Annotated in this window: 15 protein-coding genes; 3 read left to right on the top strand and 12 right to left on the bottom strand. The window is 47.4% G+C overall.

Annotation, left to right across the window (positions count from 1 at the left end; genetic code table 11):
• Positions 1-48: 48 nt before the first annotated feature.
• On the top strand, positions 49-1,284 hold the full coding sequence (locus NC994_RS01115; protein ID WP_190436348.1) for a URC4/urg3 family protein: 1,236 nt from the start codon (positions 49-51) through the stop codon (positions 1,282-1,284).
• Positions 1,285-1,556: 272 nt separating this feature from the next.
• A complete protein-coding gene (gene upp / locus NC994_RS01110; RefSeq protein WP_190426659.1) occupies positions 1,557-2,192 on the top strand; it encodes a uracil phosphoribosyltransferase in 636 nt (211 codons plus the stop codon).
• Between the two features lie 10 nt (positions 2,193-2,202).
• Here the strand turns inward: upp and NC994_RS01105 are convergent, their stop codons facing one another.
• The 7 genes from NC994_RS01105 to NC994_RS01075 all read right to left on the bottom strand — a co-directional run bounded on the left by NC994_RS01105 (position 2,203) and on the right by NC994_RS01075 (position 10,486).
• Positions 2,203-2,862 (bottom strand): HAD family hydrolase, encoded by a 660-nt coding sequence (locus NC994_RS01105; protein WP_190436345.1) that lies wholly within the window; start codon positions 2,860-2,862, stop codon positions 2,203-2,205.
• A complete protein-coding gene (locus tag NC994_RS01100; protein ID WP_190436342.1) occupies positions 2,859-3,794 on the bottom strand; it encodes an ABC transporter permease in 936 nt (311 codons plus the stop codon). The genes NC994_RS01105 and NC994_RS01100 overlap by 4 nt, the downstream gene beginning before the upstream one ends.
• Positions 3,795-4,037: 243 nt before the next feature.
• A complete protein-coding gene (gene pyk, locus NC994_RS01095) occupies positions 4,038-5,822 on the bottom strand; it encodes a pyruvate kinase (RefSeq protein WP_190411446.1) in 1,785 nt (594 codons plus the stop codon).
• Positions 5,823-5,965: 143 nt separating this feature from the next.
• Positions 5,966-6,469, bottom strand: coding sequence for a pentapeptide repeat-containing protein (locus NC994_RS01090; RefSeq protein ID WP_190411447.1), 504 nt, complete (start codon positions 6,467-6,469; stop codon positions 5,966-5,968).
• A 131-nt stretch (positions 6,470-6,600) separates the two neighbouring features.
• A complete protein-coding gene (locus tag NC994_RS01085) occupies positions 6,601-7,893 on the bottom strand; it encodes a pentapeptide repeat-containing protein (protein ID WP_190436339.1) in 1,293 nt (430 codons plus the stop codon).
• 33 nt (positions 7,894-7,926) lie between these two features.
• The gene (locus NC994_RS01080; RefSeq protein ID WP_190436336.1) at positions 7,927-9,285 is read right to left on the bottom strand and encodes a sorbosone dehydrogenase family protein; all 1,359 of its coding nucleotides are present in this window, start codon (positions 9,283-9,285) and stop codon (positions 7,927-7,929) included.
• A 115-nt stretch (positions 9,286-9,400) separates the two neighbouring features.
• A complete protein-coding gene (locus NC994_RS01075; protein WP_190436334.1) occupies positions 9,401-10,486 on the bottom strand; it encodes an RNA ligase family protein in 1,086 nt (361 codons plus the stop codon).
• Positions 10,487-10,699: 213 nt separating this feature from the next.
• Between NC994_RS01075 and NC994_RS01070 the strand changes: the two genes are divergently transcribed.
• Entirely contained in the window at positions 10,700-10,918 is a 219-nt protein-coding gene (locus NC994_RS01070) for a hypothetical protein (RefSeq protein WP_190411451.1), read from the top strand.
• Between the two features lie 241 nt (positions 10,919-11,159).
• Here the strand turns inward: NC994_RS01070 and NC994_RS01065 are convergent, their stop codons facing one another.
• The 5 genes from NC994_RS01065 to NC994_RS01045 form a co-directional block, all read right to left on the bottom strand.
• Positions 11,160-11,843 (bottom strand): chromophore lyase CpcT/CpeT, encoded by a 684-nt coding sequence (locus NC994_RS01065; RefSeq protein WP_199299640.1) that lies wholly within the window; start codon positions 11,841-11,843, stop codon positions 11,160-11,162.
• A 15-nt stretch (positions 11,844-11,858) separates the two neighbouring features.
• Positions 11,859-12,275, bottom strand: a complete 417-nt coding sequence (locus NC994_RS01060) for a hypothetical protein (RefSeq protein WP_190436331.1) — start codon at positions 12,273-12,275, stop codon at positions 11,859-11,861.
• 63 nt (positions 12,276-12,338) lie between these two features.
• Positions 12,339-13,181 carry an FAD-binding domain-containing protein gene (locus NC994_RS01055; RefSeq protein WP_190436622.1) on the bottom strand — a complete coding sequence of 281 codons (843 nt, stop codon included), beginning with the start codon at positions 13,179-13,181 and terminating at the stop codon, positions 12,339-12,341.
• A 148-nt stretch (positions 13,182-13,329) separates the two neighbouring features.
• Positions 13,330-14,013: an S-layer homology domain-containing protein gene (locus tag NC994_RS01050; RefSeq protein WP_190430327.1), complete on the bottom strand. Its 684-nt coding sequence runs from the start codon at positions 14,011-14,013 to the stop codon at positions 13,330-13,332.
• A 56-nt stretch (positions 14,014-14,069) separates the two neighbouring features.
• Positions 14,070-14,246 carry a hypothetical protein gene (locus tag NC994_RS01045; protein WP_190436328.1) on the bottom strand — a complete coding sequence of 59 codons (177 nt, stop codon included), beginning with the start codon at positions 14,244-14,246 and terminating at the stop codon, positions 14,070-14,072.
• Positions 14,247-14,428: the final 182 nt, after the last annotated feature.

Raw genomic sequence — 14,428 nt, 5'->3', positions numbered from 1 at the left:
TTTTTAACGCAAAGGTACGCAAAGTTAATCTTTGCGTTTTTATTGTTTATGAACAATTCTGAACGGGAAGCGATCGCATATTTGAGGAGTCCGGCGGCAATTCGGGAAAGATGCGATCGCCTCTTTCTTTTAGGCTGTGAAGACAAACTGCGTTACTTTCGAGTTGATTTAACCCAGTTAGACAAATGCGCTGATTACGTTATCGGGGTGATGCGCGATGATTATCCCAATCTCGATATTCCTTTTCACAGTCGCTGGCGACATTTTGAAGTCGGAAATGTGCCTCGTCTTTTGGAACTTGAACAAGCTTTAACGAGACTGACTGGATTAGAAAAAGCGAAAGTTAAGTTTGATTTAGCGATTGTTAGCGTTTTACTGGATGCAGGCGCGGGCACTCATTGGCAGTATTGCGAACCAGAAACGGGACAAGTGTTTCGGCGTTCGGAAGGCTTAGCCGTGGCTAGCTTCCGAATGTTTTTCCAAGGTGCTTTCTCTAGTCACTCGAAATCACCATTACAGGTAGATGCCGATGGACTCCTACAGTTAACAGAAGACGCTTTAGTGCAAGGTTTCCAAGTTAGTGAAAAAAATCCGCTGGTTGGGGTGGAAGGGCGCGTTCAGCTGCTACAGCGTTTGGGACAAGTCCTCGCTCAAAATCCTAAGTTTTTTGGCACCGAAAGCCCGCGTCTTGGCAATCTAGTCAATTATTTGTGGGATAGCAGCAATCATGGACAACTGGCTGCGAGTAAGGTGTTGAGTGCAGTTTTGGAGGGGTTGGGGGAAATTTGGTCGGGGAGACTTGCGATCGCTGGGGTAAACTTAGGCGATGTCTGGATTCATTCCGCTTTACAGGGAGATAAGAAAAGCGACAATTATGTGCCGTTTCACAAACTCTCCCAGTGGTTAACTTATTCTCTTTTAGAACCCCTTCAGGAACTCGATTTAAAAATCACTGGACTAGAGGAACTTACAGGTTTGCCCGAATATCGTAATGGCGGTTTATGTCTAGATACTGGATTGTTACAAGTCAAAGATTCAGCAGTTTTGCAGGAACGTCATCCAGTAGGTTCTGAGGTAATTGTAGAATGGAGGGCTTTAACGGTTAGTTTGTTAGATAAAATTGCGCCAACGATTCGACAAAAGCTGAATATGACTGCTGATGAATTACCCCTAGTAAAAGTTTTACAAGGAGGAACTTGGAGTGCGGGGAGAAAAATTGCCGCACAATTACGAGAAGGCGGCGTTCCTCCAATTGAAATTGCGAGTGATGGAACCGTGTTTTAATAGAAATTAGCTGGTGAATATAGCAATGCTCTATTGGATGCAGTATGGTTTAACCCCACCCCTGCCCCTCCCCGTAAACAGGGAGGGGTTAAATATTCCCTCCTGCTTGTAAACGGAGAGGGGTTAAATATTCCCCCCCCTCCGTTCACGGAGAGGGGTTGGGGGTGAGGTTCTTTTATATATTGCACTCAAGTGAAAAGGAATTTTTGCTTATTTTTTAAGCCTGCGTAGGTAGGCTTTGTCTTTGTGCATCTTTCGAGAGGAATTTATTAATGAATGCTGAAGTCACTGTAATCGAACATCCCTTGATCCAACATAAATTAACCCTGATGCGGAAAACGGAAACTAGCACAGGAAAATTTCGCAATCTCCTCAAAGAAATCGGGATGTTGTTAGCTTACGAGGTGACGCGAGATTTACCGCTAAAATATGAAGAAATTAAGACGCCTATTGCCCCGATGTTGGCACCGATGCTGGCTGCTGAAAAGAAGATGGTAATTGTCTCAATTATGCGGGCAGGACAGGGGATTTTAGATGGAATTTTGGAACTGATTCCTTCCGCAAGAGTCGGGCATATTGGTTTATATCGCGACCCGACTACTCATGTGGCGATCGAGTATTATTTCAAGGTTCCGAATGATATTGAACAGCGAGATATTTTGGTTGTCGATCCCATGTTGGCAACTGGAAATTCAGCCGTCGCGGCGATTGACAGAATTAAGGAAGTTAGCCCGATGTCAATCAAGTTTTTGTGCTTGCTGGCAGCACCAGAGGGGATTGCACACTTACGCCGCGAACACCCGGACGTGCCTATTTATACGGCTGCAATTGACGAAAAATTAGATGAACACGGTTATATTGTCCCAGGACTTGGGGATGCAGGCGATCGCTTGTACGGGACAAAGTAGCGATTTGCACTTAGGATTTGATGATTGAAATCAATTCGGAAATCTGGTTAACAACAAAAGTTGGGTTGAGTGGTAAACATTTTGCGCGATCGCCATAGCCATAAGTAGCCCAACAAGCATCTAATCCAGCATTTTTAGCAAACATTAAGTCTACATGACTGTCGCCAAATACTAAAACTTCGTTACTTTGGATGTCTGGATAAATTGGCTGGATGACTGAGTGGAATAATCTTGCATCCGGTTTGGTTGGCGTTTGTCCGTCATCGCCAATAACCAGATCGAAGTCAGTATTAATTTTTAGCTTTTCTACAGCAAGCTTTAAAAACTTAGTGTGTTTGACGCTAACAATTGCTAAGTTCAAACCTTCGGAGGATGCAGCTTGAATCACTTGCTTCACTCCCGAAAATAAATCGATTTTTAATAAACCTTCTGTTTGATAAAAGTGTCTGTAAGTTTGAATCCATCTAGGAATTTCTTCGGGCGCGATCGCTGGATGGAAAATCGGGAAAGCCTCGGCAAGCGTAACGCCAATGACTGAGCGAATCTGTTCCTCATCTGGCGGGTCGATGTTAAATGTCTGGAAGGTTTTAATAACGCAGGATATGATAGCCGGATGCGTAATTGCTAAAGTGCCATCAAAGTCAAAAATAATTAACTGATATCGACTCATTGTTCGCGACTTTCAGGAATGTAAGGAACACCGAGGGCGGCGGGAGGGGTTGATTTGCCAGCTAATCCCACTAGCGCCAATAGCGCAATGACATAAGGCAACATTACTAAAAATTGATAGGGAATATTCAGATTAAAAGCTTGAATTCGCAGTTGCAAAGCTTCTGTAGCACCGAATAACAAGCAAGCTAAAGCCGTGCTGACGGGATGCCATCTGCCAAAAATCAAAGCTGCAAGGGCAATAAAACCTCTTCCTGCACTCATATCCTCTACAAAGAATCTGACGTGAACTAATGTTAAATAAGCTCCTCCTAAACCGGCGAGACAGCCGCTGAGAGTGACTGCAACATAGCGCACCTTGGTGACAGAAACTCCGGCAGTATCCGCAGCACGGGGATATTCTCCAACGGCACGTAAAGATAAGCCTAAACTTGTACGAAATAGCAGGTATGTACTTAGGGGAACTAACAGAAATAATAAGTAAATTAAGGGGTCTTGATTAAAGAAGAGATTACCGATAACTAGAATATTTTTTAATCCGGGAATGCCGATGATTTGAATGCCTGGTAGCTGCTGCGCTTGACCGCTATTAAATAAGACACGCGACCAGAAAGAAGTTAATCCTGCTGCTGTAAGATTGATGGCAAGTCCAGATACTAATTGATCGACGCGCAAGGTAACGCACAGATAAGCATGAAGCAGACCGACTAATCCACCGACGACGATTGCTAACAGCATTCCCAGCCAAACATTGCCGGTAAAAAATGCTCCTGCTGCACTCGCAAATGCCCCGGAGAGTAACATTCCTTCTAGTCCAATATTTAGCACTCCCGATCGTTCGGAAAAAAGTCCACCAAGGGCAGCAAAGGCTAATGGTACTGAGAGGCGCAGGCTAGCAATTAGATAGTCGGTGAAAAAGTTGAGAGTGTCCATGCTGAATGAGGAACCTCTCCCCCAACCCCTCCCCTGCAAGGGAAGGGGAGAAAGATCCCTTCCAGATAAAAAATTTCTTCTTCCCGCTCCGATTAGGAGCAGGAAGAGAGATGCGAAGGGGGCTGGAGGTTATGTTTTTTGTTGTCTCGTGTAGTAAAAATTAAATCCTTGCTTTCTTTACCTCATTGTGAAGGTTTGGGGAAAGCGCGATCGCTTATGAAAGATAAACAGACGCGATCGCACTTAAACTGGCAGTGCCGGAGTCGTCTGAGAAGTCCCTGCCATCGCACCAGAGTAAACCAGACCCCGTTGCATATCTAGGGTCAAAATCGCCCCATCCCGAATCATTTCCGTCGCCTTCTTGACGCCCACAATGACCGGCACCCCAAGGCGTAAGCCAATCACCGCCGCATGACTGGTTAGGCTTTCATCCTCAGTAATAATCCCAGATGCCTTGCGAATTGCTTCCACATAATCGGCATTTGTGCCCGGTACTACCAAAATTTCCCCATGATTGAAATTGCCCACCTCTCTGGCAGTGCGAGCCACTCGCGCTCGACCGCTCACCGATCCCTGACCAATCCCAATTCCCTTTCCAAGAATGGATGTCACCACCTCAACTTTAATCAGGTCGGTTGAACCAGAGATACCTTGGAGCGTCCCGGCAGTCATTACCACCAAATCTCCTTCAGCCAGCAGCTGTTTCTCCAGCGCCACATTGATTGCCGCTTGGAACGTCTGACCCGCAGAAGGCAAATCCAGCACTAGAAGCGGCTTCACGCCCCACACCATCTGCAACTGCCGCGCCACGTCTACATGGGGAGTCACTGCTAGAACGGGCGTTGAAGGTCGAAACTTAGAAACATTTCGGGCAGTGGCACCGCTTTTGGTCAACGACATAATCGCAGCTGCCCCTAGCTGCTCAGAAATTTGACCAACCGCCTGACTAATCGCATTCGTGATCGAGCGAGTCGTACCCCGGACGTTCCGGGCGATTTGTTCTTGCTCAATCCGCACGGCAATCCGCGCCATCGTCTCCACCGCTTCGACGGCGTATTTACCCACCGCTGTCTCGTTGGAGAGCATCACGGCGTCGGTTCCGTCCAAAATCGCATTGGCGACATCGGAAATTTCAGCACGGGTGGGACGGGGATTGTTCACCATGCTGTCCAACATCTGAGTTGCCGTAATCACCGGAATCCCCAGTTGATTCGCCGTGGCAATCAGCCGCTTTTGCAGAATGGGGACATCCTCAGCAGGCAATTCAACGCCTAAGTCACCACGAGCCACCATGACACCATCGCTAAGCGAGAGAATCGCTTCCATTTGGTCGATGGCTTCGTGCTTTTCAATCTTGACAACCACCGGCACTTGCTTACCAGCACTAGAAATCAGCTCTTTAATTTCCAGCACATCCTGGGGGTTGCGGACAAAGCTCAGCGCTACCCAGTCAACCCCTTGGTCAAGACCAAACATCAAGTCTTTACGGTCTTTGTCAGTTAGCGCCTTAATTGACAGATAGACGCCGGGGAAATTCACTCCTTTGTTGTTAGAAAGTGGGCCGCCGACGACAACGCGACAGTGCAATTCCCGCGCCGTGCGGTCTACCTGCTCGACCCGCATTTCCACTTTGCCATCATCCAAGAGAATCGTTGCCCCGTTTGGAACTTCATCTGCTAGAGGTTCGTAGGTGACAGAGCTAATTTCTTGGGTGCCTGGGACAGGGTGACTGGTTAGGATGAAGCGATCGCCCTTATTCAGGACGATAGACCCCGTTTCAAACCGTCCCAAACGAATTTTCGGGCCTTGCAAATCTTGCAAAATGCCCACCGGCTGATTCAGTTCAAAAGCCATCTGGCGGATCAAGCGAATGCTCCGCTGATGGTCTTCATGAGTTCCATGAGAAAAGTTGAGGCGCAGGGTCGTCGCACCCGCTTCAATTAAAGCGCGTAAGACCTCTGGGCTACTGGTAGCAGGGCCAATCGTTGCGACAATTTTTGTCCGGCGCTGGGGATTTCGCAGTTGCATGGGGCAAAATTCAGGGACAGAAGAGGACTGCGTGTAACAGGAAAGCAAAGGGATACTATCACATTTGTTCCAACTCCTATTAGGGCTTTGGAGCTGGTTCCCCTCTCTACTGTGTGGGTATTATACTAAAAAGCTTATTGATTTTACGGGTTTATCGGGTCGCTTCGGTCTTGGTTGAGGGGTTTCCCGGTCTCAGGTGCCGGTTTCTTTTGACCCTCAGCAAGCGGCTTGTAAACTAGACCAGAAGGCATAATTGTCCCGGTGAGATCGGCACCTGTCACGTCAAATGCTTCCTTCGCTTTGACTCCCTGTAGACTCGCATATTGCAAGTTCGCAAACCGCATCTTCGTACCGCTAAGGTTCGCGCCATTAAGAACCGCATTATTCAAATTCGCATTTTCCAAGGTGGCTGCTGTAAGATCGGCTCCAGCTAGCACGACACTGGTGAGATTGGCATTGAGTAGATTGGCACCCTTCAAGTTGGCACCGCTGAGGTCATACCCAGTTAAGTTCACATTGCTCAAGTCACAAAATTGGCATTCTTTATAAATTAATAATCTCTGAACGTGTTCTGGATTCTCTGCTTTGACCGGCACTGCAAAGCAGACAGGCATCAACAGGGCAACAGCGAGGATTCCTGGTTTCATGGGAGGCTAGCCAACTGAGGAAATGAGTATCGATTGAACTGCCAAAACACCCTCTTGGTAGCCATGCGCGATCGCGCTATAGAATGCACAAAATCAGAACAAAAGAGTCAATGGGGATAGAATGCGATCGCTCAATATCCATACAATCCAATGACACCTTTGAGCTTAGCATCCTTCCAGTTGGCACCCGTCAGGTTGGCATTCGCTAAGCTAGCTTGACCCAAATCTGTTTGAGTCAAGTTGGCATAACTCAGATTAGTATTTCCTAAATTGGCACCCCGGAGATCGGCACTGCTGAAATTGGTGTAACTCAAATTGGCTCCTGTCAAAATAGCATTCGTCAGATTGGCACTTTCTAGATTCGTACCCATCATCGACGCACCGCTTAAATTGGCAGACCGCAAATTCGCCCCGCGCAAGTTTACACCGCTGAGATTAGCACCGTTGAGATTGGTACTATCCAGATAAGCATCCTGGAGGTTAGCACCTGCTAAATTAGCGTTGGTGAGGTTGGCAAGCGGCAATTTGGCATTGGTTAAATCAGCATCGTTGAATTTAGCACCCGTCAAATTGGCACGATTGAAACCAGCACCCGTCAAATTGGCACCCGTCAAATTGGCATTTGTGAGCGTAGCACTTTGAAAATTCGCTGCTGTCAGCGATCCTTTTTGCAGATTGGCACCCGTGAGAATTCCCCCATTCAAGTCAGCATTATTCAAAGAAGCCTGACTCAAATCAGCATTGCTCAAGTTGACACTATCCATATTGGCAGTCTCTAACTGGGCATTATTCAACTTGGCACCTGTAAGATTGGCACCGGCTAAGTTAACAATTTGCATCTGAGCATCTTTTAGGTTTGCCCCGCCTAAATTGGCACCCGAAAGATTCGCTTCGAGCAAATTAGCTTGTCCGAGATTTGCACCGACTAACTGAGCAAAATTCAGTTGAGTTTGGGCTAGCTGGGCACGCTCTAGCTTAGCGCCCGTGAGGTTCGCTGCATATAAGTTTGCCCCCCGCAATTTAGCATCTGTTAAATCAGCAACAATTTTATTTGCAGCCGCCAATTTTGCCTGTCTCAAGTTCGCCTTTTCCAAATTAGCGGCAGTTAGTTTGGCACCGTTGAGCTGGGCACCCTCTAGCTTAGCGCCCGAAAGGTCAGCCGCCGTCAAGTCCGCACCGTCAAGCTGGGCATTCTTCAAGTCGGCGTTTCTGAGGTTAATCCCCCTGAGTTGGGCATCTTTTAGGTCACATCCAGGGCAAGTTTTCAGCGTCAGTAACTTCTGCAAGTCTTTGGAGTTTGCCGCTTGGGCTGGGGTTGGTAGGCCAAGCGTTAACACTCCGACGGCTGAAGTCGCAGCTAAACAAACCAAGCCCGCGAAGGCGGGCTTAAGGACAGCGAATTGATTAACGAGTTTTGGGCGCATGGGGCAGTTCTTTGAGCCGCGATTAACAACTACTTAAGAGCCACGATACTGGATGCGGTAAATCCGGTTATTGGCTTCTTCCGTCAGCAGCAAACTCCCATCGGGTAGCACGAGTAACCCCACCGGACGCCCCCAGGTGGTTGGAACAGAGGGGTCTAGCAGGAACCCAGTGAGAAAGTCTTCATAGTAGCCCTGAGGACGCCCGTTAGAGAAGGGGGCAAAGACAATTTTGTAGCCGGTGCCTTGGTTGCGGTTCCAGGAACCGCGAAAGGCAACAAAAGCGCCATTGCGGTATTTTTCTGGAAAGGTATTGCCGTCATAAAACTGCAATCCCAAAGCAGCAGAATGGGCTTGGAAAAGAACGTCGGGCGTCTTTGTTTGCGCTACCAGGTCGGGACGTTTGCTCTTTCCGTTGACCAAATGACGCGGGTCAAGGAGATTTGGTGCCAGGTAGGCGTAAGGCCAGCCATAGAATTCTCCCTGTTGGATGCGGGTTAGATAGTCGGGTACCAGGTCGTCGCCCAGTCCGTCTCGTTCGTTCACGGCGGTATAAAGTTCGCCAGTGGTGGGGTGAAAGTCGAGTCCGACTGGGTTGCGTAAACCGGAAGCAAAAGTTTGCTGGTTGGAACCGTCTAGGTTCATCACCTGTACAGAAGCGCGGGGGATGGGTTCTTCTGAAGCGTTGGATGCCGACCCAACTGAGACATAAAGCTTTTGCCCATCGGGTGAGGCAACGACGTTGCGCGTCCAGTGCTGGTTGTAGCCGCCGGGGGTTAAGTTAGCGATTTTTTCGCCGGTTCCGGTGAGTTGTTGTTGTCCTTGAGTGTAGGGATACCGCCGGACTTCGCCTGTGTTGCCGAGGAAGAAGTATCCGCCCGCAAAAGTCATGCCAAAGGGGATATTTACCCCATTTTGGGAACTGGCGAAGGTTTGGCGGACATCAGCGACGCCATCGCCGTTAGTGTCGCGCAGCAAGCGAATCTGGTTTTGTCGCGTTTCGGTGACTAACACGTCACCGTTCGGGGTGAGTGCCAGCCAACGGGGTGCATCTAATCCATCGGCAAAAACGTTGACGACGAAACCAGCCGGGACTCGCAGGGTGGGGTTTTCTGGGATGGGCACCACGTTGGGCGAGTTGGAGGCGCTGTCGCTGGCGTAGGGTTTGGGTAAGTTATCGAGGGTGATGCGAATCGGTTGGGGTGTCAGGGGTTCGGTTCGCACCACGTTATTAGTCTGCGTCGCTTGGGCAAGCTGTTGGTTCGGCTGTGCCGGAGTTTCTGTCGGTTGTTGGCTTGGTTGGGTTGTCTGGGGGTCGAGGGATGCCTGAGTTGAGCCACAGGCGGCTGCTGTAGTCAGGATGAGCAGCAGCAGCAAGAAACGTATCGATTTCATGTCAAAAGGTGGGAACTCTAATTCCAGGGTAGTCATTGAAGACTAGAGTGCGATCGCACTCTTCGTTTCAGATCGAGTATTTGTTGGTCGCTGACCCTAAAACTGTCCTTAAATATTATTTTTTGAAGTAATTATTCATCAATTGTTTTGATTCCTGCTCCAATTGTTCGATTAAAATATGCTGACTTTTCTCAGGTAAGCTTTTAAAAATGCTTTCATAAGATTCGTTAAATGTTTCTATTACATCATTTACAAATAATTGAAAAAATTTCTCTATTGCTTTTGGGTCTTTACCAGAAACCCGACCTACTTTTGATAGAGTATTCATCAATCTATTTTCTGTAATCAATGCAAGCATCACCTCATGAAGCCATTTTTCATCACTCAAATAGTGAAGAGATGTTGCTAAGTTTTGGTTACTCCATTTCTCTGCCTGATGAAATCGGCTCTCTTCAGCAAATTTTGGAATTTTTCTCTTTAATACCGGCCTAATTCTTCCCTTGGGAGTATCTATATAGATCGACCTTACAGGTTTAATGACAATCCCTTCCGCCTGATTGCTAAACGGCAATTTGGGTAAACCTAATAAGGCAGGAATGGTAGAATCAAACTCTATCTTCTGTGCAAGCGCTTGTTCGTATTTTCCAGTAAATAGCGGTTTAGCACCCTGCATTTCTACTTGCTGAAATAATTTCAGCGCTTTCTCATAATCTATGTAATCTCGTTTTGCCGTTCTATTATTTTCTTCAATAGCAATATCAAAAGCACAAAACTCAATTTTAGGTGAATAATAGATTCCTGTTTGGACAGCCTGAACACTAGGAACAGGAACTACGCCAGGATGGGGATATTCTCCGCCAAACAATTCCCCATACACAGAAACTCTAAACGTTTCCGGACGTTCCAACTGGATAATTTTGAATATATCTTTGGCTTGTTGGGCTAATTTATATCTAAGCGTTTGATATCCAAAAAAGTCTTCGTCTGGCTGCAATAATTCTTTTCTCTTGGCAAAGCGAACGTCTGAGCCGTCTGCGATTATACAGAAATTCGCCCCGTGAATTTTTTCAGTTACCACCCAGGCAGTTTTCTTGAAAATGCGATAATCTGATTCTGTTAAATTCCAATTATTCGAGCTTTCCGGTATTTTTTCATAGCTGATATGCGTCCAGCCGGTGAAGTTGCTTTCTTGTTTGTCCATCGGTTTTATTTTTTTGGAAAGAAGCTGAGAAAATGCGATCGCATAGCTGGTTGAGGGATGCGATCGCGCTTGAGCCGCTTGTGCGTTGAGTGCCTATGTAATTCAGATCACTCGAAAGGCTGAGAATTTTCACACGTTACTCATCGAAGCGATCGCTCGGCGGGACGGAAAGGGGTGAGATATTAAATATCGTAGAGTTGACGCCCAACAACCATGCTTCCCCAAATCCAACTGCTCCCCGGTGCTATCTCTGAAATCCTAGCCTCTGTCAGCGAAACTGGTATTCTGACTCTGGCTGACCGTTATGGACTGATGGCAGCCGCTCTGGATGAGTCCTTGGATGAAGAAGAAAGAGGTTGCGTCAACAGACTGCTGCGTTCTGTACTCAAAGGACGGGTAACAGTAGTGGCTGACCTCTCCGCTGCCGCTTAATCTCGAAGTAAGGAAATGTGCATTGCTGCTGCCAGGACAATGGGCGTTGAACTCAGCAGCGATCGCATTCTAAAATTATTGCTGCAAAGATGACGCAGATAGGCAGAGAATGGCTACCCGCATTAATGAGGCGATTTCTAATGAAGAAACCTTGAATGGTAAATTAATTCGGGTGGTGCGTCCGCAGGGATGAAGAAGCGATCGCGAGTTCAACGAATATCACAAAAAATGGCTAGCAAATTCAGCGACTCGTGCTTGGCTTAACCCACCGAAACTGATAAGGTTCGCCTTTTGAACCCCAAACTTGATTACCAGCGGCATCAAAAGCGCGATCTAAAGTGTCCATTCCCGTAGAATGCAAGACAATTCGGTTTGTTACTTTGACAGCGCCTTTGTAGTCGCTGGGACAACCCGCCTCTGGTGTCTCGCCAATGTAGCGATCGCCATCGCGTTTCAAGAATACACTACACTTGGCAGACCCAACTTCGCTCAATCTCACAACCCGCTTGGCTTCTGGCTGACTGCACAACCCAATGAAAGCTTCTGGTGAGGGGGGTTTAAAGGATTGCGATTCAATGCTTTGATTATCGGTAGTGGGGGCAATTTTCAAGAATCTTTGCCGGTAAGGTTTAGCAAGATTCTCAGACATGGCTTGTTCTTGATAGAGAAAAACTGCCTGGGGATTTTGTTTAGTATCCGCCACACTAACTTTACAGGTCGTCATTCTCACATTTGGAGCTTTTGGTTTGGCTTGCGCTTGTGCGGAAGTATCCATCACTCCTACCAAATGCGACACCACTTCCCCGACTTGCTGCTGAATGGGTAATGATGCCTGGAGGTTGTTCGCCGGACACGAATAAGCTGCTGTGCCAGTTGAGGAGACAAGGGCGATCGCGATCAAACTCCGAGTTCTTGTATTCTTCACAATAGTCTCCCTGTGCTAATCAAAAACATAACGTTCGGCAACGCGCCAGTAGCGAGAAAAGCGTTTAAGGTCAATATATCCGTCGTATTTTACAAATGGCTCAACAGGTAACACTTCGATAGGCAGCGATTCCTCAATGTTGTCGCAAATGAGGTCAAAACGGGGGCTAGGACTTTCTGCTGTAACAATTCCATCGGCACTGTGTTCCTTGGCAAAAGCGATAACTTCAGCAGCGACATCACCGCGTCGAATCGTTACTGGCAGTTCTAGCAAACACTCATAAATAAAAGTAATCCGCTTGAGACTCAGCTGCCACTCTTCAATCAAAGCATCGTCCCAAACCCATATCGCGGGGCTTTCAGGGTATGCTTGCAATGCGGGATTTCCAAGACTTAAACAGTCTCCATGCATCCAAATAATCGGCTGTTTCATTAATTCAAGGCTCACGCACTCAAAACTCACGCACTCAAAACTCGCGCACTCAAAACTCACGCACTACCGACGCTTCTTCCCGCGCTGAAAACTCTTGCTACCGCCACTTCGATCGAAGCTTTGAGCTTTAGGAAACAATCGCTTCTCTAGTTCATCGTAGCTGCCCTCGAAGTCACAATGACCGTACAGGGGGCATTGGCGGCAATAGACGCCATCCGTATAGCGTTCTAAGTTCTCCCGGTTAAAGAAATAAGGCTTTTGGCTAAAGGTGCTGGCAACCCACTGCCAGGAGAGATTATTGCTGGCTGGATCGCCATCCAGTAAGTGTTGCAGAAACCATCTTGCCCCGACTTGCCAACGAATCCGCCGCCAGTGAACTAGGTAAGCAGCTAGCCACATTCGCCCGTGGTTGTGCAGGTAGCCAGAGGAGTGCAAGTCGCGGCTAAAACTGTCAATACAGACCATGCCGGTGCTACTTTTGTCAACATCTTCCGGTAACTTTTCGGCATAGTCTTTGGCTGTGTAGCCTGTCTTGTAAGGCTCTTGATCTTCCCAAATGTCGTTTCCCAGCTTGGCATAGAGACGCTGCCAGTAATCGCGCCAGCCGAGTTCGTTGATGAGTTTTTGTGCGTCATCTCGGTTTTCCACTTTGTCCAGCACAGCATCCCGCACTTCTGCCAAGCTCAAGACGCCGTAGCGGAGATAGGGTGAAAGGCGCGTGACTGCGCCACTAAAAGAATTGCGCGTTTTGGCGTAACGGGCGGGATCTACTTGACTTAAGAAGGCTTCTGCGGCTTTACGTCCTCCTACGGTGGTAGCGATCGCGTCATCGCGTTCGGTGACGGTAGGGAATTGTTCGCGGAGATAGGTAATTAAATCGTCGCGGCTGGCAAAATCTCGCCGCATATCTCGATTATTTGGCGTGGCGTTCATCGGTTAGCGATCGCTCCAAACTTTTCACTCCAAACTTATCGAGTGTAACAAGCCAGCCGCCTTCTGGCGCTCTTCAAAAGCAAAAAAGCCGTTTTCTCAAAGAAAACGGCTTTTTCGGAACTTATTGGATTGGTAAGCTCGCTGGCGAAGGTAAATCTTCTTCCAACATCGGTGCGGGTGCTTCTTGTCGCTCCAAAAATTTACTCAAGGCGTAAGCCATATCCCCTCTCGTCATCGGATTTAGGGGATTCAGATTGCCTTGTTCATCGGGATTAGCAAATCCCTCGTAAAGTGCAGTTGCCATCGATTTTTTAGCCCAATCCGGTATATTCCCGGAATCTGGATACTTCGCAAGAATTTTAGCAACGGTGTCATTCGGAAACTGAAATACACCGTGAGCTTGGGCAAAGATAGATAAAGCTTCAGCGCGATTGATTTTTTGGTTGGGGAAGAACATATCTCCCCGATATCCCTTCATAATGCCAGTTTTTAAAACTGTCTGAATGTCGTTATATGCCCAGTGGGAAGAAGGTACATCTTGAACTGAAATAACTTCTTGTTTGGTGGCACCCGCTCGTTTGTCCAGTTTAAAAGTTTTGACCAAAATTGAGGCAAGTTCTGCACGACTGATGAATTGTTCTGAACGAAACTGTCCATCAGGATATGCAGTCATTAATTTGGCAGCAATCACCTGTTCGATGGGGTCAGATGGGGCGTCTGAAGCAGGTTGTGTTTGAGCAGAAACAACTGCTGGAAAACATTGTAGAAACCCCAATAGAGAAAGAGTGCCCAGGATCTGACGCATAATTAAAATCACTTTTCAGTTGCTAACTTCACTGTATAAACACTGGAACCAAATCTTCATCGCCCATTCGGGTCAATCCAAGCGGGGATGTTGGCAATAATGGTGACGAATCTGGAGTTTGCAAAGTTGCAACCAGTGCTAAGACCGTGGATGCTTCCGAGGAGCCGTTGCAAAAAGTGGCATTCGCTGACGACGATCCCGGCTAAGAGCGCATAGGAAGAAGGCGATCGCAACAATCAGCCTAGACACTCCCAACCTAAACAATCGGAACCTCTCGAATTATTAACTTCCTTAGAAATCGCCACATTCGCTTCTGATAGCTGTGTCATAATTACGATCCTTAGATATCAAGTTCTTAACTAGGTGTAGCTCACTCACTTTATTTTTATGAACTTTCACAGCGAAAACAGAAATT

It is taken from the genome of Trichocoleus sp. AS-A1, assembly GCF_039962015.1.
Classification (GTDB): Bacteria; Cyanobacteriota; Cyanobacteriia; order Cyanobacteriales; family FACHB-T130; genus FACHB-T130.
Note: the sequence above shows the minus strand (reverse complement) of the source record. Positions and strands in the feature narration are given on the sequence as shown.